At 68.5% G+C, this 21,932-nt stretch carries 19 protein-coding genes and 1 pseudogene; 5 read left to right on the top strand and 15 right to left on the bottom strand.

Translation table 11 applies throughout. The annotated features are described in order from the left end of the window. Window positions 1–214: 214 nt before the first annotated feature. From AB0M63_RS02645 to AB0M63_RS02635, 3 genes are all read right to left on the bottom strand, one after another. Complete coding sequence (locus AB0M63_RS02645) at window positions 215–1,273, bottom strand: BMP family ABC transporter substrate-binding protein (RefSeq protein WP_355903128.1); 1,059 nt, start codon at window positions 1,271–1,273, stop codon at window positions 215–217. A 394-nt stretch (window positions 1,274–1,667) separates the two neighbouring features. After that, window positions 1,668–2,708, bottom strand: a complete 1,041-nt coding sequence (locus AB0M63_RS02640; RefSeq protein WP_355903126.1) for a BMP family ABC transporter substrate-binding protein — start codon at window positions 2,706–2,708, stop codon at window positions 1,668–1,670. A 279-nt stretch (window positions 2,709–2,987) separates the two neighbouring features. Beyond that, window positions 2,988–4,229 carry a M20 family metallopeptidase gene (locus AB0M63_RS02635; RefSeq protein WP_355903124.1) on the bottom strand — a complete coding sequence of 414 codons (1,242 nt, stop codon included), beginning with the start codon at window positions 4,227–4,229 and terminating at the stop codon, window positions 2,988–2,990. Between the two features lie 301 nt (window positions 4,230–4,530). Between AB0M63_RS02635 and AB0M63_RS02630 the strand changes: the two genes are divergently transcribed. Next, the gene (locus AB0M63_RS02630; protein WP_355903122.1) at window positions 4,531–5,205 is read left to right on the top strand and encodes a class I SAM-dependent methyltransferase; all 675 of its coding nucleotides are present in this window, start codon (window positions 4,531–4,533) and stop codon (window positions 5,203–5,205) included. A 30-nt stretch (window positions 5,206–5,235) separates the two neighbouring features. Then, window positions 5,236–5,475 (top strand): annotated as a pseudogene (locus tag AB0M63_RS02625) (ATP-binding protein); the annotation flags it as partial. An 873-nt stretch (window positions 5,476–6,348) separates the two neighbouring features. Here the strand turns inward: AB0M63_RS02625 and AB0M63_RS02620 are convergent. From AB0M63_RS02620 to AB0M63_RS02575, 10 genes are all read right to left on the bottom strand, one after another. Continuing rightward, entirely contained in the window at window positions 6,349–7,032 is a 684-nt protein-coding gene (locus AB0M63_RS02620) for a contact-dependent growth inhibition system immunity protein (RefSeq protein ID WP_366018112.1), read from the bottom strand. A 13-nt stretch (window positions 7,033–7,045) separates the two neighbouring features. Then, window positions 7,046–7,354, bottom strand: a complete 309-nt coding sequence (locus AB0M63_RS02615) for an RNase A-like domain-containing protein (protein WP_366018111.1) — start codon at window positions 7,352–7,354, stop codon at window positions 7,046–7,048. Then, on the bottom strand, window positions 7,351–7,965 hold the full coding sequence (locus tag AB0M63_RS02610) for a hypothetical protein (RefSeq protein ID WP_355903114.1): 615 nt from the start codon (window positions 7,963–7,965) through the stop codon (window positions 7,351–7,353). The genes AB0M63_RS02615 and AB0M63_RS02610 overlap by 4 nt, the downstream gene beginning before the upstream one ends. 53 nt (window positions 7,966–8,018) lie before the next feature. Continuing rightward, on the bottom strand, window positions 8,019–9,887 hold the full coding sequence (locus AB0M63_RS02605; protein ID WP_366018110.1) for an RNase A-like domain-containing protein: 1,869 nt from the start codon (window positions 9,885–9,887) through the stop codon (window positions 8,019–8,021). Next, the gene (locus tag AB0M63_RS02600) at window positions 9,887–10,201 is read right to left on the bottom strand and encodes a WXG100 family type VII secretion target (RefSeq protein ID WP_355903110.1); all 315 of its coding nucleotides are present in this window, start codon (window positions 10,199–10,201) and stop codon (window positions 9,887–9,889) included. Before AB0M63_RS02600 ends, AB0M63_RS02605 begins: the two co-directional genes overlap by 1 nt. Before the next feature lie 31 nt (window positions 10,202–10,232). Continuing rightward, window positions 10,233–10,652, bottom strand: coding sequence for a WXG100 family type VII secretion target (locus AB0M63_RS02595; protein ID WP_355903108.1), 420 nt, complete (start codon window positions 10,650–10,652; stop codon window positions 10,233–10,235). A gap of 127 nt (window positions 10,653–10,779) precedes the next feature. Next, complete coding sequence (locus AB0M63_RS02590) at window positions 10,780–11,880, bottom strand: hypothetical protein (protein WP_355903106.1); 1,101 nt, start codon at window positions 11,878–11,880, stop codon at window positions 10,780–10,782. A gap of 54 nt (window positions 11,881–11,934) precedes the next feature. Beyond that, window positions 11,935–12,873, bottom strand: coding sequence for an N-acetylneuraminate synthase family protein (locus tag AB0M63_RS02585; protein ID WP_355903104.1), 939 nt, complete (start codon window positions 12,871–12,873; stop codon window positions 11,935–11,937). Window positions 12,874–12,887: 14 nt separating this feature from the next. Next, on the bottom strand, window positions 12,888–14,189 hold the full coding sequence (locus tag AB0M63_RS02580; RefSeq protein WP_366018518.1) for an N-acylneuraminate cytidylyltransferase: 1,302 nt from the start codon (window positions 14,187–14,189) through the stop codon (window positions 12,888–12,890). 47 nt (window positions 14,190–14,236) lie between these two features. Continuing rightward, a complete protein-coding gene (locus AB0M63_RS02575; protein ID WP_366018109.1) occupies window positions 14,237–15,547 on the bottom strand; it encodes a DUF6716 putative glycosyltransferase in 1,311 nt (436 codons plus the stop codon). 198 nt (window positions 15,548–15,745) lie between these two features. Here AB0M63_RS02575 and AB0M63_RS02570 point away from each other — a divergent pair, with 198 nt between their 5' ends. The 3 genes from AB0M63_RS02570 (at window position 15,746) to AB0M63_RS02560 (ending at window position 19,388) form a co-directional block, all read left to right on the top strand. Continuing rightward, on the top strand, window positions 15,746–16,726 hold the full coding sequence (locus AB0M63_RS02570) for a glycosyltransferase family 2 protein (RefSeq protein WP_355903100.1): 981 nt from the start codon (window positions 15,746–15,748) through the stop codon (window positions 16,724–16,726). Further along, window positions 16,726–18,066, top strand: coding sequence for an alpha-2,8-polysialyltransferase family protein (locus tag AB0M63_RS02565; RefSeq protein WP_366018108.1), 1,341 nt, complete (start codon window positions 16,726–16,728; stop codon window positions 18,064–18,066). Before AB0M63_RS02570 ends, AB0M63_RS02565 begins: the two co-directional genes overlap by 1 nt. A 143-nt stretch (window positions 18,067–18,209) precedes the next feature. Beyond that, window positions 18,210–19,388, top strand: a complete 1,179-nt coding sequence (locus AB0M63_RS02560) for an acyltransferase (protein WP_355903096.1) — start codon at window positions 18,210–18,212, stop codon at window positions 19,386–19,388. 62 nt (window positions 19,389–19,450) lie between these two features. On the opposite strand, the gene AB0M63_RS02555 is transcribed toward AB0M63_RS02560, so the two are convergent. Then, a complete protein-coding gene (locus AB0M63_RS02555) occupies window positions 19,451–20,839 on the bottom strand; it encodes a polysialyltransferase family glycosyltransferase (RefSeq protein ID WP_366018107.1) in 1,389 nt (462 codons plus the stop codon). Then, window positions 20,836–21,822, bottom strand: a complete 987-nt coding sequence (locus AB0M63_RS02550) for a glycosyltransferase family 2 protein (protein ID WP_355903092.1) — start codon at window positions 21,820–21,822, stop codon at window positions 20,836–20,838. The genes AB0M63_RS02555 and AB0M63_RS02550 overlap by 4 nt, the downstream gene beginning before the upstream one ends. Window positions 21,823–21,932 lie beyond the last annotated feature (110 nt).

Raw genomic sequence — 21,932 nt, 5'->3', positions numbered from 1 at the left:
ACGCGCGTAGCGCCCCTGCTTTAAATAGTGCCCGGACCTGATCGGCTCTGTTCGGCTGACATCGCCGTCCGATCCGTTCCGAGCATTCTGCCGCGAGAACGGGGCGCGAGGAGACATCCTCCCCGCACCCCGTTCCGTGGCCGTAACGCTGTCATTACAGCGCTCTTTTGGCCATGGTCCGTACGGCCCTACGACCGCCGGTTTTCCCCTTCGATCAAGAAGTCTTGACCGTGATCGAACCGTCCTTGATGCCCGCCTCGGCCTTCTTGAGGGCGGCCTGGAGGGTGGCGTTGTTCTTGAAGGTCGGGTTGGAGTCGGCCAGGCCGACACCGCCGTTGCTCAGCGAGCCGCGGATCTCGCCGTTGAGCGGCTTCTTGTCCTTGATGACGGACTTGGAGAGGTCGTACACCGCGCCCGAGACGTTCTTGAGGGCGGAGGTGAGGATGTAGTTCTTGTACTTCGCCAGCGCGGCCTGCTTGTACTGGTCGGAGTCCACGCCGATCGCCCACACCTTGTGCGCGGCGGCCGACTTGATGACGCCCTGGCCGGAGAGGCCCGCGGCCGCGTACACCACGTCGGCGCCGGCCTCGATCTGACCGTCGGCGGCGGCCTCGCCCTTGTCGGGGCTGGAGAAGCCACCCTGTGCGGCGGTCTGGGTCAGGTACTGCGCCTTGACCGTGACGCCCTTCTTGGTGTCCTTGACGCCCTGCTCGAAGCCCGCCTCGAACTTGTGGATCAGCGGGACGTCCACGCCACCGATGAAGCCGACGGTGTTCGACTTCGTGGTCAGCGCGGCGGTGACGCCGGCCAGGTAGGAGGACTGCTCCTCGTGGAAGACCATGTCGGCGACGTTGTCGGCCGTGATGGTGTTGTCGTCGATGATGCCGAAGGTGATCTTCGGGAACTTCGCGGCGGCTTCCTTGACGGCGGGGGCGTAGGCGAAGCCGACACCGATCACCGGGTTGTAACCGGCGCGGGCGAGGGTCTCCAGGCGCTGCACCTTGTCGGCGTCGGACTCGTTGTCCTGCGGCTCGACGTCACGACCGCTGACGCCGAAGTCCTTCTCGGCCTTCTGGAGACCGGCGTAGGCCGCGTCGTTGAAGGACTGGTCGCCCTTGCCACCGACGTCGTAGGCCAGACCAATACCCTTGGACGTGCCGGAACTGCTGCTGCTGGAGCTGGACTCGCTGGACGAGCTGCCGCAGGCGGAGACGGTTACTGCAAGAGCTGCGGTTGCAACGCCTGCAACCGCGATTCGGGACACCCGGCGCATGGAACGAGACTCCTTCGTGCAAGCGCCCAAACCAGGCGCTGGTTCCGCCGCAGCGTAACGCGCGTAGACCAGACGGAAAACCCCATCTGTCCGGTCCGTTATAGAGCTGTGGCCACAGATGGTGGCCAGCGTACGGACAGCAGGACGCCCCTTGCGGGAGGCAAGGCCCGGGGCGTCGAACTCCCGTCGTCCGCCCGAAGGGCGGGCCGCGCGGCGTCTGGTGCGTGCGATCGCAAGGCGCCGGGGCGCCCTCGTGGCGGAGCCACGTGGGCGGTCCGGCAACGCGGCGAGCGTGCGTGCCAGACGCCGCGCGGCAGGCGGGAGTTCGACGCCCCGGGCCTGGGGGCGCCTGGCTGCAACGATGCCCGTAGGGGCTAGTCCGCGACGGGGCGGACTACTTGGTGTTGACGGTGATCTTGCCGCTGACGATGTCCTGCTTGGCCTTGTCCACGGCCGCCACGGCGGCGGTCATGGCCTTGTACTTCGGGTTGGTGTCGGAGAAGCCGACACCGTCGTTGTCGAGGCCGTAGCGGACCACGCCGGTCTTGGGCGTGCCCTCGTAGACCGATTTCACCAGGTCGTAGACGGCGCCGCCGACGTTCTTGAGGGCCGAGCCGAGGATGGCGTCCTTGTACTTGGCCAGCGCCTTCTGCTCGTACTGGTCGGAGTCCACACCGATGGCCCACACCTTCTTGGCGGAGGCCTCGGAGATGACGCCCTGGCCGGAGAGGCCTGCGGCGGCGTAGATGACGTCCGCGCCCGCGTCGATCTGACCGCTCGCCGCGTCCTTGCCCTTGTCGGGGCTGGAGAAGCCGCCCTGCGCGGCGGTCTGCGTCAGGTACTGCGACTCGATCTTGATGCTGGGGTTGACGGACTTGGCGCCCTGGTCGAAGCCGGCCTCGAACTTGTGGATCAGCGGGACGTCGACGCCGCCGATGAAGCCGATGTGGTTCTTCTTGGTGGCCTTGGCCGCGGCGACGCCGGCGAGGTAGGAGGACTGCTCCTCGTGGAAGACGAGGTCGGCCACGTTGGCGGCCTTGATCGTCTCGTCGTCGATGATGCCGAAGGTGATGTTCGGGAACTTGGCGGCGGCTTCCTTGACGGCGGGGGCGTAGGCGAAGCCGACACCGATGACCGGGTTGTAGCCGGCCTGGGCCAGGCTCTCCAGGCGCTGCACCTTGTCGGCGTCGGACTCGTTGTCCTGCGGCTCGATGTCGCGGCCGGAGAGCTTGAACTCCTTCTCGGCCTTCTGGAGACCGGCGTAGGCGGCGTCGTTGAAGGACTGGTCGCCCTTGCCGCCGACGTCGTAGGCGAGGCCGATGCCCTTGCCGGTGTACTTGCCGGACGAGGACGAGGAACTGTCACTGGCCTTGTCGGCATCCTTGCTGGAGCTACCGCAGGCGGTGGCCGCGAGGGCGATGACAGTGACGGTCACCGCAGCTTGGGAGAACTTCGTCCTCCGAGAAATCTGACGCACAGCAAGCACTCCTTCGTCCCCACGGCACCGTCACCGGACCGCTTCCCCAACGCGCCGCCTCTGGTGGCGATTTCCGCGCACAGTAACGCGCGTAGACGAGGAGGGGAACGGGGTTTCTCCTTGCCGTTACCGGATCGTGCCGCCGCCGCGTTACGTTCGCGCGCCGGTGGTTACACCCGGGTGACACAGGGGGACGTAGGGGTACCGAACGGGCACCCCTACGCCCCCGTCGCGCGGTCAGAGCGCGGCGTCGATGAGCGCGGCCGCGGTGAACAGCTCCACGCCGACCGTGATCGCGGTCTCGTCGGCGTCGAAGTCGCCCTGGTGGAGGTCCCGCACGGTCCGCTCCCCCGGGGTCCGCACACCCAGCCGGGCCATGGCGCCGGGCACCTGCTCCAGATACCAGGAGAAGTCCTCGCCGCCGAGGCTCTGCTCGGTGTCCTCGACCGAGAGGGGCCCGCGCCGGGCGATCATCGCGTCCCGCAGCAGCTCGGTGACGAGCACGTCGTTGACGACGGGCGGCACCCCGCGCACGTACTCGATCACGGACTTGGCCCGGTACAGCCCGGCGATCTCGTCGATCGCCGCGTGCACGACGTCGGGCGCCTGCCGCCAGGCGTCGAGATCGAGACACCGTACGGTGCCCGACAGCTCGGCGTGCTGCGGGATGACGTTGGGCGCGTGCCCGGACTCGATGCGCCCCCAGGTCACGGAGACCCCGCTCCGCGCGTCCATCCGCCGCGCGACGAGCGCGGGCACGTCGGTGGCGACCCGGGCGGCGGCGGTGACCAGGTCGGTGGTGAGATGCGGCCGGGCCGTATGCCCGCCCGGCCCGTCCAGCGCGACCTCCAGCCGGTCGCAGGCGGAAGTGATCGGCCCGACCCGCAGCCCGATCCGCCCGCTGTCCACCTTGGGATCGCAGTGCACGGCGATGATCCGCCCCACCCCGTCCAGCACCCCGCAGCCGATGGCATCGGCGGCCCCGCCCGGCAGAACCTCCTCCGCGGGCTGGAAGAGCAGCCGCACGGGCCGGGGCAGCAGCCCCTGCTCATGCAGCGCGGCGAGCACGAGCCCGGCCCCCAGCACCACGGTGGTGTGCACGTCGTGACCGCAGGCGTGGGCACGGTCGGGCACGGTCGACCGGTACGCGCAGTCACTCTTCGTGTCCGGGATGGGCAGGGCGTCGATGTCGGCGCGCAGCGCGAGCATGGGGACGCCGGTGTCGCGGGGCCCGATGTCACAGACGAGCCCGGTCCCGATGCCGAGGACACGCGGTTCGAGACCGGCCTGCTCCAGCCGGGCCTTGATCGCGGCGGTGGTCCGGAACTCCTGGTTGCCCAGCTCGGGGTGCATGTGCAAGTCGCGGCGGAACGCGACGAGTTCGGCACGCAGGGCTTCGGGCAGGGTGCCCGGAAGCACACTCCCGACGGACGCGCCCTCGGACTCCGCCTCGGATCCTGCCTCGGACTCTGGTGACATCAATTGCTTCACCCTCTGAAGGGTAAGGCGCCCGGGTGGTCAACTGACCCTCGATCAACAAAAGTTCAACCCGTTAGTCGAAGAAAATCTGACCACCGACCGCATAGCTGCTCGCCGGGATGGGTAAACTCCCCGCTCCTTCTGGGATACCACGCCTCCCCACAGCCCGGCCCGCACCGTCCGCATCGCGGAATCGACACCGCTGTGGGGTGCTACGACTACACAGCGTGGCCAGCGCCGAATGTGGAAGATGGCGGGAAGCAACCCCGCGAGCCACCCGCCCTTGCTAGCGTCCGCCGACGTGACCGACCCGAACACATCTCCCGCCGCGGACTTCATGGAGTCCACCCGTTCCTCCTACGACGCGATCGCCCCCGCGTACAGCGCGGAGCACCCCGACGGCCTGGGCGACGGCCCCCTCGAACAGGCCCTGCTCACCGCCTTCGCCGAGCGCGTCCGTACGGCGGGAGGCGGCGAGGCGCAGGTGGCCGACGTGGGCAGCGGCCCCGGATACGTGACGGCACGCCTGAACGCCCTCGGCCTCTCCGCCTTCGGGATCGACATCTCCCCCCACATGGTGGCCCTGGCGACCGAGGCACACCCTCAACTCACCTTCCGCGTGGGCTCGATGACGTCCCTGGACGTGCGGGACGAGTCTCTGGGCGGCCTCATCGCCCTCTACTCCACGATCCACATCCCCGACGCCCATCTGCCCACCGTCTTCGCGGAGTTCCACCGGGTCCTACGGCCGGGTGGTCAAGTCCTGCTCGCGTTCCAGGCCTCGGAGGGCGAGCACATCCACATGGCGGAGCGGTACGGCCAGGACATCTCGCTCGACTACTACTTCCGCACGCCGGCCGAGGTCACCAGGTTCCTGACGGAGGCGGGCTTGAGCTTGTACGCACGGGCTCGCGTGGAGCGGCAGGGGGAGCAGAAGTGGGGGCGGGACTTTTTGCTGGCGCACAAGGCGGGGTAGGGGTCAGGTGCGGGGCGCGGGCGAGTAGACACGAAGGGTTCCGCCGCGCTCCGGGTCCGCTGGTCCGCCGGCGTGCTGCGCATCGGAGCCTGGGACGCGGACCCCCGTCCGCCCGAGCCTCCGCGTTCACTCGATCTGCCTCTCGACCTGGAGGAGGGACGAGGACTGGCCCTCGTCAAGGCATGCGCCGACGAATGGGGGTGGCGGCCGCTGTCGAGGAACGGCGATCGGGGCAAGTACGTCTGGTTCGAGCTGACTTCGGCGGCGTGAACGTTTCCGTGCCGTACTGGAGGTCCCGTTATCCGCCAAGGCGACCGTGGACGCCGTCACCACGGACGTGACGGAGACCCGGCCGCTGGAACGGCGCGTGGACACGGTCCTGCGCATCGGCCAGTCCGACGGTGAGGACTTCCTGCTCGCCATCGAGGCGCAGTCGGACAAGAAGGAGGCGAAAGCGGCGAGTTGGGCGTACTACGTCGCCTACCTCCAGGCCAAGTACCGCCTGCCCGTGCTGCTTCTCGTGGTCTGCCAGGACCGGGCCACGGCCAAGTGGGCGATCGGTCCCTTCGATTGCGGCACCCGTGAATGGACGGCCCTACGGACGTATCCGCTGGTCGCCGGTCCGGACAACCTGCCGGTGATCACCGACGCCAGGACCGTGGCGAACAAGCTCGCGCTGGCCGTGCTGTCCGCCATGGCCCACGCCCGCAACCCCGAGTGCGGCGCCATACGGGAGGCGATCGGCAGCGCCCTCCAAATACTCCAGGAAACGGACCCCGAGACGGTCGGGTACTTCGCCGAGTTCCTGGAAATCAACCTGGATGACACCCCAGCCCAAAAGAAGTGGAAGGAAATCATGTCGTTCGTCATCTACTTCCCCGGTCGAGGGACTGTCCGTGAGACGGCTTACCTGGAAGGCAAGGCTGAAGGCGAGGCCGCGGGCAGGGCCGAAGTGGAGGCCTCGCTGACCCTGCGCGTCCTGGAGAAGCACGACATCCCCGTCCCCGACGAAACCCGCGAGCGCATCACCTCGTGCACCGACCTCGACACCCTCGCCCGCTGGTTCGATCGCTCCCTGACCGCTACGACGGCCGAGGACCTCTTCGCCGAAGACCCGGAGACTCCAGGAACCGGGCCCGAGGCTCAGCCGGACGACCGCCCGTACTCCGCCCGCGGTCCACTGAGCCGCTCAGCGACGAGAGCGAGCCAGCCGCTGGGTGCGTACGGCATCGGTGGGTCGACCTCCATCCCCAACTCGGCGACGGCCAGGGCGTAGTCGGACTCGTCCAGGTCGAGGGCCAGCAGCTCGTGCAACTCCCCCACCAGGCGGGCCACGAGTTGCGGGTCGGTGGAGGCCCGGTAGTCGTCTACGGCTGTGTCGTGGTCGTCGAACTCGTCCGGCATGTCCTGGGAGAACCAGCCGCCCAGGAACTGGGCCAGTTCTGGGAAGCGGGCATGCCATTCCCAGTGGGTGGCGGGGGTGGCCGGCGGCGGTACCTCGCCCTCCTCGACGCTGTGTTTGAGGTGATCGGCCAGGCAGTGCAGCCACTGCTGGACCTCACCCTCGGGGAGCCCGACATCCGGGATCGCGTAGAACTCGCCGAGGCGCAGGCGAAGCCGGCCCGGCGGATGCTCGGCGTACTCCCGCAATTGGCGTTCCGCGACGGCCAGCGCCCAGGGGCGGGTGTGCCAGGTGTGACGAAGGTAGGCGGTCAGGGCCTGGCTGGGCTTGTCCGGGGTGTCGTCGGCGGGCTGGCCGGCGTAGGCGCGGATCACCTGGTCCAACTCGCCGTAGCGGCGGTCGTGTTCGAGGGGGGTCAGGGGCACGGTGGCAGGCCTTCTACAGGTAGATCGGGAAGGTGGCGTGGACGGCGAACCCGTGCGGCCGGGACGCGTCCCTCTTCAGGATCACCCGGGCCGCGCGCGCATCCACCGGCTCCCGTCCGGCCAGCATCATCGCCTGGAGCAGCACCCGCCCGACCGGCTCCTCCCGGGACGGCCATGACGCCTCGATGGTCAGCCGGGGGCGCGTCGACTGGGCCAACCAGCGGTGGATGACCTGCTCGTTGGCGGTGACGACCTGCTGGGTGGCCCACTGGGCGGTCTCGTGGTCGGGGTAGGTGGCGGAACGGGCTGGATACGGGGTCATGAGTGCTCTCGTTGCATGTGCTCGTTGATGGTGTCGATGACTTCCTGCAGACGGCTGCGGGTGGCCCAGGACAGTCGCGCGCTCAGAGCATCCGGACCTGGAAACAGGGCGAGGGCGCGCTGCGCCTCCGTGGTGTACGAAGCGGCACGTTCATGGCAGTAGGGGTGTTCGTCTGCCACCAGGGAACCCACGACATCCGAGAATTTTCGATCCGCCTCATCGATGAGGATCGCATCGAGGCCAAACAGGTAAGGAAACGACTGCAAGAATTCCCAGCCCCCCATGGGGAGTTCCCAGTATTCCGGCACCCCCTGCCGGTCGAGCGTTCGAACAATTTCGGCAAGCATACGCAAATATTCCGCCGGCTCCACATCACCGCTGGCCCGCTTGATCTTCTCCAGAAAATTCGACGGAAGCGATTCCAGGCCCGCGTTGATCTCAACATGGTCGGCGACAACATCTAGGACGCCGGTGGCCACGTACACGGAACAGCTCCAGCGTGCGGTCCAATCTCCGCCGACGACTCGGATGTACCGTCGGATTTCATCGTCCAGCGACAGCTTTCCCTGGGATTCCTGGGCTGTTATCGCGATGTCGAGGAGCCGGATCACTGGGCCGTCCGAGAGAAGCGAAGGCGGGAGTGAGTACACGCTGATCACCTGTCTTATGGCGCCTTGTGAGGCATGGCTGTGAGAACGATGAAGGGTGGCTCCAGGCCCACCTTGTAGATCAGGCGGACCTGTACCCAGTCCATGTCCGTAGCCGTGGCCTGCATGCCGTCGTTATCATAGTCGTCGCGTGAGACGCTTCGGCCGACGGACTGACCAGGAAATTCTTTGTACAGCGGAGGTTGAAGTTCCGATTTGTTCGGATCATAGTTCGGATTATTCTTGATCTTCTTCCTGACACTTTCGATCCACTTGTCAACCCGGTCCGCGTTGTCAATGTCCTCAATTGTGGCGGTGGTAAATCTCTGGGCGGAATTGATATCCTGAAACGCGGATGCGGCCGGAGCATTGCTCTGGTCTCGCAATCTCATTCTCAGCTGGTCGTCGGTGAGGCCGACGTGTTTATCGATGACATGGCTGCCGTACAAGCCCTCCTGATTCGCCAAGTCCAGTGGAAAGTACATATTTTCTGGATCCTGCCCGGGAACCGTGAAGCGCTGCTCTTCTCTGAACTCGTTCAGCGATCGCGCACCGAATGCCTCCGCCCGTGCCTCTTCCGCAGCGTATGTCGGCACGCTGCGTATGGCCTCCTCCAAAGCAGGCTTGAGCTTCGTCAAGTCCGCGGCGTAGTCGTGTATCTGCCGGTTGTAGGAGTCCACCGCGTGGTTGAGGCGGCCGGTGTCGATGTTGGAGATGAACTCCGCTGCCAGTTCGGGGAGTTCGCTGAGTTTCTCCAGGGCATCCAGGACGCCCTTTACTGCGAAGGTCTTCGCCGCGGCGTCCTTGTAGACGTCCGTGATGGTGGACCTGATCTTCGTGACTTCCACGCTGACGCTGTCACTCGCTGCCGCGATACCGCTCGCGGTGTCCTGGAGGACGTCCAGCGCGGGCTGTTGGCCGTCGCTGTGGGCCCACTTGTAGCCCTGGTGTTCCTTGCCCCAGGCCGTCGTCCCCCAGATCGCCGAGCAGAACTGTTTCATCGCGCTCTGCCACTCGTCGTTCCCCGACGCGGGGTTGGTGATGTACGCGATCGCGTCGTCGAAGGTGCCGGCTGATTTCTTGGCGTCCTTGGCCGCCGCGCGCCAGGCCTGGGCGATCTTCGGGAGGTCGACGTCGTCGCCGCCGGGGGTGATGTCGGCGACCTTTCCGTGCTGCAACGCGTGCTTGAGGACAGGACGCAGGATGTGGTCGCCGACCCAGCTCAGCGCGCCGGAGACCTCGTCGATGATCGCGTTGCCCCAGCCGTCGTCGACTGCGCCGCCACCCCAGCCGAGTTCGGCGACGGGCCCGCCTGCCCCGGCCCTCTTCAGGACGGCCGGTGGGCTCTTCCTCACCACCGCCGGGGTGAGGACGTTGGTGGCGTGCTCGGCCTCCGCGTAGTTGTTCGCCGTCACCGTGAGGCCGACGGCCGCACCGCCGACACCCTGTGTCGCCGCGTCCCACACGTCGAGGAACAGGGCGGCGACTTCGGCGTACGCGCTCGCGAAGGCCGCCGGGCCGGTGCCGCAGCCCACCGCGTGTCCGTATCCGTCGAGCGTGTCGACGAGGCTCTTGGCCTGGTCCGCGAAGTCGTACTGAGCGTTCCGCAGCATGAAGGACGCGTAGTACACGTGCGGCGGCTGGACGTCGAACCCGGTGACCACGCTGCTGCCCGGCGCGGCGGGTTTCATCGCGGCCAGTTCATCGGAGCGTTGCTGCCGGGCCGAGACCGTGTCCTGCTGCGAGATGTCCTTGCCCTGCGGGTCCTGGAGGGTGCCGGGAGAAGGGGCAGGCGTGGGGCCCGAGCCGGACGACGGGGCGGGCAGGGAGCCGCCGCCCGTGCCGGCCGGGGGTGTTGTCGAGGGTGACGGGGCAGGCGTCGTCATCAAGCCGCCCCCCAACCCCGCAGCACCGCCCGATGCGCCGCCGCATAATTCGCATGCCCCGTGGTGACATACGCGTGCAGCCACTTCTGTGCTGCCTGGAGGTCCTGGGCCGAGCGGTCCCACTCGTCGAGTTTCTCGACGAAGACCTCGCGGGCCTCGCCCTTCCAGGACAGGACGACCGGTTCGGCGCGGTCGTAGAGGTCGTCGAGTTTTCCGTTGAGCTGCTTGAGGATGTCCTCCAGCTCGGCGGCGAGGTCGTGGAGGGTGGAGAAGGAGACGGCTATGTGGTCGTCGGCGGAAGCCCCGGTCGACATGATCCCCCTGGATGTCGGCAAGTACGGCTGATCAGAAGGAGTCGAGGCTGCTGCGCGGCGGCGTCGGCGGCACCTCGGCGGCCGAACTCACGTCGGGCGTCGACAACTTGTCGACCTCGCTGCCCACGTCCACCTGAATGCGCCGCATCCGCTCCAGCACCTCGATGTCGTGCTCGGAGAAGCCGTCCCGGCTCATCCGGACGGCCTGCTCCAGCAGCTTCATGACTTCGCGGATGCGTACGGCGTCCTCGGTCGCCGCGCGGTGGAACTCGCGGTACGCCGTCGCCGCCGGGCCGCGCCAGCCGGCCTCGATCCGGTCGACCACCGCGTCCATACGTCTGACCTGCCGGTCCAGGTGGTCCCGCATGTCGTCCAGGTCACCGGCCAGCTTGGTCAGGTCGCCCGACGACACCCGCAGGTCCGGGCCGCCACTTGATCCGGGTACTGCCACGCCGTATCCCCGCCCCCGTCGCATCGGCAACGTAAGTCCCGTGTACACCAGGATCTTACGAGACATGACAAGGGGCGGAGGAATCCGGCGGGGATTCCGGCACGGTCGCGGTACCGGAGGAGTCCCCCTACGCCACCGTCGTCACAGCCGACAACCGATGCACATCCCGAGCCGTCCCCGTAACCCCCGACAAGAACCCCTGCGCCCGAGGCGAGGCGTTCTCCGTCAGCCACCCGGGGTCGATGTCGCACACCGCGACCCGCACCTCCGTACCCACCAGGGCAAGTGGCAGTGTGTGGACGACAGTTGACGGGAAGCTCAGGATCGTACGGCCGATCGGGCCCCGCCGAGCAATCAGCTCCAGGGGGAGATCGGGCCGGACGATCTCCAGGCCCGTCTCCACCGCCAACCGGTGGAGTTTCTCCGTGCTTTCGCGGCGGTGGGCGAAGTAGCGGGTCGCGCCGTGGGTCTTGGCCAGGGACGCCACCGCCTCCAGGTAGCGGTCGGCGTCCACAACTCCCGTCTCCACCAAGGACGTTCCGACCATGTCGGCGCCCTTCGTGATGCGGGGCGGGCCGAAGCGGGCGCGGGTCCAGGCGAACTCGTTCGCCGTGATCGTGACGCCCTCGGGGGACGAATCGATCGGCATGGAGGAGAAGATCTCCACCTGCCTACGCGTGCTCGGGGTCAGTCGGCGGCGGGCCGCCGACGACACCGGGGCGAAGATCAGGTCTCGGGGGCCCTGCCGGCCGCCCTTGCGGTGCCAGCGCACCAGGCGTTCGCCGCTGGCCAGTTGGGCGACGAACTCCATCGTCGCCGTGCCGTCGTCGACCACCACCAGGTCGCGTGCCCTGGTGATCGTCAGGAGCAACTGCACATACCTGGAAAACGGGTCGCCCATCACGATGCGGTCCGCCCGGCGCAGCAGGCGCGTCAGGCCGCCGATCGTCTGGAAGGGGGCCGCGGGGCCGCCCCGCGCCTCCTCCCAGCGCACGGTGTGGCCCTCGTCGCGGGCGAGGTCGGCCATGCGGCGCAGTTGGCCACGGGTCATCGGGTCGGTCGGTGACAGGACCACGAGGGTGAGCCCCCCGCCGGGCACGCCGGGTGCCTCCTCCGCTCGGGGCGCACGGGTGTGCGCCCACTCCAGCACGTTCAGCAGCTGTACCGGACTCTCCACGAACGCGAGAGTGTGGGGGGTGTTGCCGGCGGTGCCGGCGTGGGGGCTCATTGTCGTACGACCGTCCCGTGACCGTAAGTGACGCTGGCGCTTGATGGCTCAGACTCAGACCGAGACCGGCTCGCCCGCGGCCGCGGCGATCTCGGCCTCGGCGACCACGCCGGTGACGCGGCGCAGCTTCTTCATCGGGCCGAGCTCCGACTCGTAGACCTTCTTGACGCCGTCGCCGAGGGAGGCCTCGATGGTGCGGATGTCGCGGACGAGGCGGGTCAGGCCCTGCGGCTCGACGGAGGCGGCCTGGTCCGAGCCCCACATGGCGCGGTCGAGGGTGATGTGACGCTCGACGAAGGTGGCGCCGAGGGCGACCGCGGCGAGGGTGGTCTGCAGGCCCGTCTCGTGGCCGGAGTAGCCGATCGGGACGTTGGGGTACTCGGCCTGGAGGGTGTTGATGACGCGGAGGTTGAGCTCCTCCGCCTGCGCCGGGTAGGTCGACGTGGCGTGGCACATCAGGATGTTGTCCGAGCCGAGGACCTCGACCGCGTGGCGGATCTGCTTCGGGGTGGACATGCCGGTGGAGAGGATCACCGTGCGGCCCGTGGCGCGGAGCGAGCGGAGCAGCTCGTCGTCCGTGAGGGAGGCCGAGGCGACCTTGTGGGCCGGGACGTCGAACTTCTCCAGGAACGCGACGGCCTCGGTGTCCCACGGGGAGGCGAACCAGTCGATGTTCTTGCTCTTGGCGTACTCGTCGATCTGGCGGTACTCGTCCTCACCGAACTCCACACGGTGGCGGTAGTCGATGTAGGTCATGCGGCCCCAGGGGGTGTCGCGCTCGATGTCCCACTGGTCGCGCGGGGTGCAGATCTCCGGGGTGCGCTTCTGGAACTTGACGGCGTCGCAGCCGGCTTCGGCGGCGGCGTCGATCAGCTTGAAGGCGTTCTCCAGCTCACCGTTGTGGTTGATGCCGATCTCGCCGACGACGTAGACGGGGTGGCCGGGTCCTGCGGTCTTCGAACCGAACTGGCGCAGACGGGAGTTGATGCTCATGACAGCGGGTTTCCTTACTTGGTGAGGGAATCGAGAGAGGGGCCGAGGATCCAGCTGGCGATCTCTCGGACAGCGCCGTCGCCACCAGCCACGGTGGTGACCGCGCGTGCGGCGCCGCGTACGACGTCGTGGGCGCTCGCGACCGCCACGGGCCAGCCCACGAGGGCGAAGCACGGGAGGTCGTTGACGTCGTTGCCGACGTAGAGCACGCGCTCCGGCGCGATGCCCTGCTCCTCGCACCACTGCTTGAGTGCGAGGTCCTTCCGGTCGATGCCGTGCAGGACCGGGAGTTGGAGCTTCCGGGCCCTGGCGGCCACGACCGGGTTCTGCTCCGAGGACAGGATGAGCATCTTCAGGCCGCTCTTGCGCAGCGCCGCGATGCCGAGGCCGTCTCCGCGGTGCACGGAGACGAACTCCCGTCCGTCGGAATCGATCAGCACCCTGTCGTCGGTCTGGGTGCCGTCGAAGTCGAGTACGACCGCGTCGATGTCGTCGGCGGTCGGGAGCGAACCGGGGCGGTCCGCGTCGAAGAGGGGGGCCAACGCCCTTGCCCGCGCGAGCTCGTGGGGGTCGTCGATCTCCAACACCCGGGCGGGGTCGGTGCGGACGAGTTCCGTGCGGCCGAAGAAGCGGTGGCCCACCTTGCGGAAGCCGGCCGCGTCCATGCCGTAGACGGCGCCGGTCTCCAGGAAGTCCTGGGGGCGGTCCTGGCGGCGGGGGCGGAAGGACTTGTCGTGGTTGACTCCGTAACCGCCGCTGGTCGTCGTGGAGTTGGCGACCTTCGTGGCCCCGCCGACCTCGTCCGTACGAGCCTGCTCGACGACCGGGGTCGCCTCGTCGTCGGCGTCGCGCCACACGAAGCCGTGGAAGGGGGCCACGGTGTGGGCGGTGTCGGCGCCGTTCGCGACGATCGCGTTGACGATGCCGTCGACGTCCTCGCGGACGATGAACGGGCTGGTGCACTGGACGAGCAGGACCACGTCGACCGCCGCGCCGTGCAGCGCCTCGTGGGCGTCCATGGCGTGCAGGACGGCGGCCTCGGAGGTCGCGGTGTCGCCGGCGATGGCGGCGGGACGCAGCACGACCTCGGCGCCGGCCTGGCGGGCGGCGGCGGCGATGGCCTGGTCGTCGGTGGAGACGACCACGTCGGTCACCAGCCGCGACGCGCGGCACTCACGGACGGCGCGGGCCACCAGCGGGACGCCGCCGACGGGGGCGAGGTTCTTGGCGGGGACACCCTTGGAGCCGCCGCGCGCGGGGATCACCGCGAGCACCCGGCGCATTGAAGCGCCGTGGCCCGCCTGCGAGTTGGACAGGGGCTCTACTCCCATGGGATGTGCTCCTTGAGCGGGAATCTTGGCGTTCACAGCTCCCCCATCCGGCGGATGACGGGCGCCACGCGCTGCACGCCGTGGCGGTAGGCGCCGCGCGCGGCCCGGCGGACGATCTGCCGGACGGGGCCGGGCGCCTTGTCCGCGGCCGGGGCGCCCGGCAGCGGGGTGCCGTCGGGGCCGAGGTGGTGGCGGGCGAGGATGCCGGGCAGATAGCCGGGGGCGGTGTCGGGCGTGTAGTACGGGTTCAGGGCGGGCATCTCGGGGCCGGCCAGCAGTTTGGCGATCCGCTCCCGGGCCACGTCGAAGGCCGTCTCGTACGACCCGTCGGCGGCGACGCCCTGCCGGGCCACCCAGTCCGCGTCCGGCACCGGCTTGTACCCGGCGTCCAGTTGCTCCCAGGAGGCGAGGCACCCGGAGCCCACGAAGTGGTGGTTGCCGAGGCCCTCGCGGATGCCCAGGTCGGTCAGCACGACGGTGGGGATACGGCGGTGCAGGGACTCCAGCGCGGCCGTCGAGCTGATGGTCACCAGCAGGTCGGTGCGGTCGAGCACCTCGCCCATGTGCCCGTACACCAGGCTGAAGTTGGCGGGGAGGTCCTTGCCCTGGACCAGCTTCTGGTAGGGCAACTCCTCGATGTGCGTGGTGTGTTCGCCGGGCTTGGAGCGCAGCTTGAGGAGGACCTCGCGGTTCGGGTGGAAACGGGCGTGCTGGATCGCCCGGTTGAGCAGGTAGTTGCGGTCCCTGCGGTTGTCGGGCACCGAGGGCTGCACCGCGAACACGACGGTGTACGGGTCGTGTTCGCCGGTGTAGGTGTCCCCGCCGAGGAACGGCAGGGCGACCTCGGTGACCGCCGAGGAGTCGGCGCCGACCCCGTCGTAGACCTCGCGGAAACGGTCCGCGTCCTGGCGGGAGTTGGCGAGGACGAGGTCCGCGCCGTGGCGCAGCAGCAGGCCGTCGGCGAGCTTCTCGTAGACGACACCGACATAGCCGGTGACGACGACGGGCCGCTTGGCGCGCCCGTCCCAGGCCCGTGCCAGACCGTGCAGCATCGCCTGGACCCCGCCGCCGACCAGGGAGAGGACGAGGAGGTCGTACGACTCGGTCTCCATGGCGCGCAGGAACTCGACGGCGGTCACCTCGCGGAGGGAGTCCGCGGTGACGCCGACTTCCGTCAACTGACGGGCTGTGGGGGTGGCACGACCCCGCAGGAGGTACCCGTCCAAAGAGATGTCCGAATTCGCCGGAGCGATACGGTTCGCGGTGAGCGAACCCCATTTCCACCGGGTGTCGGAATCCGCGAGGACGGCGACTCGCAGGGTCTGCGTTGCACTTACTGGCACACCGAAGACGCTAGGAAGCGATTGGGTTGAACGGCCGAACCCGAACACAACAAACGGTTAACAGCACACCGCCGAACGGCGAATCAGGGCGTCGGCAGGCCGTAAGAATTCCCGGTTCACAGGTTCGCCACGTGGCGTTCACCCGACATCAAACCAACGGTAAAGACCGATGCCGGAGCGCCCTCTAACGTCATGCGGGTGGTCAAGCTCTCCGTCATCGTGCCGTTCTACAACGTGCAGCAATACGCGCCCGACACCCTGAAGAGCCTGCGTGCGAACACACGGGAGGACTTCGAATTCATCTTCGTCGACGACTGTTCGACCGACGAGACACCGGACATTCTCGCGCGCGCGGAGCGGGAACTGCCAGGAGTCGTGCATGTCAGACACAAGAAGAACGGAGGGCTGGCGACCGCCCGCAACACCGGCATCGACAAGGCGCGTGGCGAGTATCTGACGTTTCTGGACGGCGACGACTGGCTCGCCCCGGACTACTTCCCCCGGCTGCTGGCCGCCATCGAGCAGCTCGGCTGCGACTTCGTGCGCACCGACCATGTGGTGTGCACCGCCAAGGCCCGCTCGATCGCCCGGGTTCCGCAGGGCCGGCGCGGTGTCGTGATGAACCCGCGGGACGCGATCCTGCCCGCAGACCGCTCCACCTCCGTCGACTACGCCTACGCCTGGGCGGGCATCTACCACCGCAGACTCGTCGACCGGGGCCTCCTGCACTTCACCGACGGGCTGCGTACGGCAGAGGACCGGCCGTGGATCTGGAAGCTGCACCGGGAGGCGGAGTCCTTCGCCACGGTGGGGCTGCTCGGGGTGTTCTACCGGCGCGGGGTCGCTTCCTCGCTCACCCAGATCGGGGATGTCCGGCAACTCGATTTCATTCGTGCGTTCGACCAGGTAATCGAGGAAACCGCGGGTGACCGGGACGCCGATAAACTGCTCCCCAAAGCGGTCCGCACCTATTGCGCGATCATGGCTCATCATCTCGGATCGATCGAGAGGTTCGAACCCGCCGTGGCTCGAAAACTGCGTTCACTGAGTTCCGCCGCGCTGAAGCGCATGCCGCAGGACGTACTCGCGGAGGTCATGGACTCGATGGACCCCCAGCGGGCGAGCCGGCTGCGGCGCCTGCGCCGCCGTCCCACCTCGGCGCGGACGGTGGCCGCCTGATGCCTCGCACCACCCAGATCCTGTGCGCGTCGACCCTGTACGGCGCCGCGACCCTGGCCGCCGCGCTGGACGCCGGGCTCCTCGGCGAGGCCGACCGCCGGCTGCTGCTGATCACCAACAACGCGGTGAACCCGGAGACCACCCCGTCGGTGGACTCGATGCCGGGCTTCGACCGACTGCGTGCGCGCTTCGACGACGTGCTGTCGTGGAACGAGACCATCTCCCCCTTCCACCCGAGCGGTTGGAGCCCGCGGGGCGACGACGTCCCGATGTGGGAGCGGTACATCCGGCTGCTGTGGCGGCTCGGCGACGACGAGATCCGGCTCGCCGTGGAGTCCGTCCAGGTCAACCCGTCGCTCGCGCTGTGCCAGTTGTTCACCGGCGCCCCGGTCGATGTCTACGCGGACGGCCTCATAAGTTACGGCCCCACGCGCGACAAGATCGACCCGTTGGTCGGCACCCGCATCGAGCGGCTGCTGCACCTCGATCTCGTCCCGGGCCTCACCCCGCTGCTGCTCACCGAGTTCGGCGTCCCGCCGGAGCTGGTGCCCACCGAGGCCTTCCTCAAGGTGCTCGGTGAACTCGCCGAGTCCGAGGACGAGTTGCCGGCCGTGGAGGGTCAACCGGCCCTGCTGCTCGGCCAGTACCTCGCCGCGCTCGGCATCCTCACCGACCAGCAGGAGGAGGAGCTGCATCTGCGCATGGTGCGCGGCGCCGTGGCGCTCGGCCACCGCACGCTGGTGTTCAAGCCGCACCCGGTGGCGCCGTCGCGCTGGTCGCGGCTCCTGGAGGACGAGGCGAAGAAGCTCGGCGCCGAACTCACCCTGCTCGACCGGCCGGTGCTCGCCGAGGTCGCCTTCCAGCGGATGCGACCCGCCCTGGTCGTCGGCTGCTTCTCCACCGCGCTGTTCACCGCCGCCGGCCTGTACGGCATCCCGGTGGCGCGGGTCGGCACGGACACCGTGCTGGCCCGGCTCGCGCCCTACCAGAACAGCAACCGGGTGCCGCTGACCATCGTGGACGCCGTACTGCCGGACCTCGGCGACAAGGCGGCGGTGGCCGACTGGCGGATGCCGGCGACCGAGGAAGTGGACGAACTGGCAGGGCTGCTCACGGCAGTCGGCTTCGCGATGCAGCCCAAGATCTACCCGCGGCTGCGCGAGGACGCCGAGCGCTATCTCTCCACCCGGCTCAATCCGCACACCTGGCGCTACTTCAAACGCCGCCGCCTGACCTCGCTGGCGCTGCCCGGCGCCGTACCGGCGCAGCTCTCTTTCATCCCGCGCAACCAGACGGTTCGACGGATCGCGCGCCGCGCCCGGGCGTTGTCCGGGCGTTAGCGCGCATTCAAATTGTTCATCCGGGCGACATGTGGGAGACCCCTGTGTGTCGCCGGTGAATTGCCTCTCATCCGTCGAACGTTCGTAGCGTCACAACGTTCCGCCACGGAACATCCCTTCGACGTCGGCGAGAAAGGCCCAGGATGAACGCGGTTGACCAGGCCCTGGTACCCACCCTGCGGGGCCAGGACCCTGGGCAGGACCCGGAGCAGCCACCCGTGGCCCCGTCGCCCCGCCCGCCCCGGGAGAACCGGCTGCGTGCCCTGGACGGGCTGCGGCTGCTGGCCGCGCTGATGGTGTGTCTGTACCACTTCACCGGCAAGAACGGCGAGGTCGCGTCCTCCTGGCACCAGTCCCCCGGGCAGATGTTCCCGACCCTGTCCCAGGCGGGGACGTACGGCTCGCTCGGTGTGCAGTTCTTCTTCCTCATCAGCGGCTTCGTGATCTGCATGAGCAGTTGGGGCAAGACCGTGGGGGAGTTCTTCCGCTCCCGCATCGCCCGGCTCTACCCGGCGTACTGGGTGGCCATCCTGCTGGTGGGCGCCGCGTCGGTGCTGATGCCGGTGGTCGTCAAGCCGCTGCGCTCGGACGAGTTCCTGGTCAACTTCACCATGCTCCAGCAGCCGATGGGCGTGCCCCGCGTCATCGGAGTGGACTGGACGCTCTGGGTGGAGATGCGGTTCTACCTGTTCTTCGCGCTGTTCGTGATCTGGAAGGGCGTCACCTACCGCCGTGTGGTGACCTTCTGCATCCTGTGGACGATGGCCGGCTGCTTCGCCCGGGTCGCCGACAACCCGCTGACGACCGAGCTGGTGATGCGCGACCACGCGCCGTACTTCATCGGCGGCCTGGCGTTCTACCTGATCTACCGCTACGGCAGCGACCTGTTGCTGTGGGGCATCGTGGGGATGTCCTTCCTGCTGGGCCAGCGCTACTCGGTGACGGCCCTGTGGCACCCCGGCATGACCGGTGACTTCGACCGCAACCCGCATGTCATCCAGGCGATCGTCTTCGTCGCCTTCGCCGCCGTCGCGGCGGTGGCGCTGGGCTGGACGAGCTGGGCGAACTGGAGCTGGCTCACCCTGGCGGGCGCGCTGACGTACCCGTTCTATCTGATCCACGAGCACCTGGGCTGGTTCGCGATCCGCATCCTGCACCGGGGCTTCGGGCTCGGCCCGTACGAGACGCTCGCGCTGACCGTGCCGGGGCTGTTGTGCCTGGCGTATCTGATGCACCGCTTCGTCGAGAAACCGTTCGGGCCCAAGCTGAAGCGCACGATGTCGCTCCAGTCGAAGCAGTTGGCGGCGAAGCTCGGGAAGTAGCCCCCGGGAACGCCGAAGGGGCCCCTCGACCGAATGCCGGTCGAGGGGCCCCTTCGCGCGTCTCAGGCCTGCGCGGCCCGGATACGGCGCACCACGCGCCGTACGGTCGGGTTGCGGCGCAGGGACTCCGCGCGCACCGCGCTGCCGCCGGGCAGCCGCAGGCTGGTCAGGCGGCGCTTCTTGAAGTACCGCTGGTACTCGTCCAGATGGACGGCGAGCCAAGCGATGACCTCCTCGCGCATCGCATGGTGCTTGAGGGCCTGCATGCAGTAGCCGACGGCCCGCACCAGCGGCGCCAACTCCGCTGCCAGCCGCCCCAGTTCGAGCGGCTCACCGACCTTGTCCTGCTCCGCGTCCGGCAGGATCGCGTCGATCACGGTGAGCGGGATGCGGTTGCTGTTCTCGTACGGCGTGATGCGTTCGAGGAGCAGTCCGGTGCCGACCCGGGCGACGGGGATGTCGTAGAAGGCGGCGGCCGTCATCAGCGCCGTGGAGAAGCAGCCGATGACCAACTGCGGGCGGAGATGGGCGAAGACGGTCTCGGCGAGGACCGGCTCGCGCAACACCGTGAGGCGGACGCCGAGTTGGGCGGCCGCTTCCTCAAGTGACTTGCTGTAGACGGCCGGTGCGCTGGGGTGGGGCTTGAACAGGATGTCCTGGTGGCCCGCCTTCGCCGCCGCGCGCAGCATCCGGACGTGGAGCTGCTCCTCCTCGTCCTGGGTGATCAGGTCGATGGCGGAGAGGTACTGACCGAGCATCACGGCCGTCGGCCGGTGCTCGCTCGGCAGCTTGTCGGCGAGGATCGAGGCGCCCTCCTCGCCGATCTGGGCGAGGACGTCGACGATCGCCTCGTTCGGGATCGGCTGCGGCTCGACCCCGTACTCGGACAGCAGCATCGGCCGCAGTCCGGGTATCAGGTCGAGGTGCAGCACGCGGGCGATGCGGCTGTTGAGGTTGTGCGGGATGCGGTTGCGGGTGGGGCCGTAGCTCATCAGGCCGTCCGCGTACACGTGCACCGGGCTGTCGGCGAAGATGTCGGCGACCGCGCGGGAGGGGTTGGCCTGGATGGACTCGCAGGCGATCTCGACGTCCTCGTCACCTAGGTTCCAGGCCAGGCGTACGGCCTTCTCCCACAGGGAGGCGTCCTGGGCGCGCGGGGACCAACCGGCCGGGTGGAACGGGGTGATGAACTCGTTCCACGAGCGCACCTCGTCGAACTCGGGGCGCAGCTTCTCGAAGCCGGGCATCCGGTCCAGCGGGGTGCCGACCTCGGGCACGGCGGCGGTGTTGCTGACCACGAGGATGCGGCGGTGGGCCGTACGGGGGCCGAAGAAACCGGCGCGGATCGCGGCAGTGACGGTCGCGGCGGCGTACTGCGTGGCCGAGAAGAAGATCTGCGTCGTGCCGCTCGCGCCACTCGTGCCGCCGCTCGTACCGTTCGTGCCGCTCATGCCGCGACTCCCTTCATGCCACCGCGGATGCGCCGCAGCGTGTGCACGCGTTCCTCGCCCATGCCGACGAGCGCTTCGTTGAGTTCGGTCTCCGTCATCCGGCCGAGCGCCTCGGCCGCCATCTGCCGCAGCTTGGCGTGCACGCTGCGCTCGAACCGGCCCCGGTCCAGGAGCTGGTGGGCGATGACGACGCAGTAGTTGCGCAGCGCCTTCTTGCGCAGCTTCGCGGCCTCGGGGTCGTCGGCGAGTTCGGCGAGGACCAGGTCGAAGGAGCGGAAGAAGTCGAGCTGGCGGACATCGCCGATCTGGGTCAGCGAACCGGCCAGGCCCCGGCGGTAGAACACCCCGCGCAGGCTGGCGGCGACATAGGACTCCGCCTTGCGGTGCAGCTCCCAGATCCAGGGGCGGTCCTCGGCGGTGCGCAGTCCGTCGTGGAAGCGCAGCAGGCCCCGGTCCAGGAGGCGGCGGTGGTAGATGCCGGCCCAGGCGTACGGGTAGTCGACCATGGTGGTGTCGTCGACCGGCAGGATCGAGCTGCGCGGGTCGAGCGGGGTGTGGCGGCGGCCCTCGGGAGAGCGCTGGATGCCTCGCTCCACACCGGTGACGGTGACGTGGTCGGTGCGGACGAAGTCGACGTCGAAGCGCTCGATGACGTCCACCAGGTCGGCCAGATAGCCCGGCGCGAGCCAGTCGTCGCCGTCGAGGAACGTGAGGTAGCGGCCTTCCGACGCGTCGATCCCGGTGTTGCGGGCGGTGGCCAGGCCGCCGTTCTTCTCGTGCCGGATGACCCTGCTGTTCGGCAGCCGCTTGGTCAGCTCCAGGAGAGCCTCATAGGTCTTGTCCTTGGTCGAGCGGTCCTCGACGAACAGGAACTCGAACTCGTCCCGCGCGTTGTTGACGAGGCTCGTCACCGTTTCCGGGACATATGCCTCGATGTTGTAGCAAGGGACGATCACGGACAGTGTTGGGGGGCGGTTGGTCACGCGTACACCTGGGCTCTCTCCGGGGCGGATTCTTGTGACCGTAGGAGATGTTCCACGCCGGATATCAACCCTGCCGGGGCCAACAGGTGAACGCACGGTAACGGCCCGGC

It is taken from the genome of Streptomyces sp. NPDC051576 (genome assembly GCF_040681835.1).
Classification (GTDB): domain Bacteria; phylum Actinomycetota; class Actinomycetes; order Streptomycetales; family Streptomycetaceae; genus Streptomyces.
Note: the sequence above shows the minus strand (reverse complement) of the source record. Positions and strands in the feature narration are given on the sequence as shown.

Coding starts and splice junctions, on each gene's coding strand:
- AB0M63_RS02645 (WP_355903128.1), bottom strand. CDS start 1,273: ATGCGCCGGGTGTCCCGAATCGCGGTTGCAGGCGTTGCAACCGCAGCT.
- AB0M63_RS02560 (WP_355903096.1), top strand. CDS start 18,210: ATGAACGCGGTTGACCAGGCCCTGGTACCCACCCTGCGGGGCCAGGAC.
- AB0M63_RS02605 (WP_366018110.1), bottom strand. CDS start 9,887: ATGACGACGCCTGCCCCGTCACCCTCGACAACACCCCCGGCCGGCACG.
- AB0M63_RS02615 (WP_366018111.1), bottom strand. CDS start 7,354: ATGACCCCGTATCCAGCCCGTTCCGCCACCTACCCCGACCACGAGACC.
- AB0M63_RS02585 (WP_355903104.1), bottom strand. CDS start 12,873: ATGAGCATCAACTCCCGTCTGCGCCAGTTCGGTTCGAAGACCGCAGGA.
- AB0M63_RS02565 (WP_366018108.1), top strand. CDS start 16,726: ATGCCTCGCACCACCCAGATCCTGTGCGCGTCGACCCTGTACGGCGCC.
- AB0M63_RS02600 (WP_355903110.1), bottom strand. CDS start 10,201: ATGTCGACCGGGGCTTCCGCCGACGACCACATAGCCGTCTCCTTCTCC.
- AB0M63_RS02555 (WP_366018107.1), bottom strand. CDS start 20,839: ATGAGCGGCACGAACGGTACGAGCGGCGGCACGAGTGGCGCGAGCGGC.
- AB0M63_RS02590 (WP_355903106.1), bottom strand. CDS start 11,880: ATGAGCCCCCACGCCGGCACCGCCGGCAACACCCCCCACACTCTCGCG.
- AB0M63_RS02635 (WP_355903124.1), bottom strand. CDS start 4,229: ATGTCACCAGAGTCCGAGGCAGGATCCGAGGCGGAGTCCGAGGGCGCG.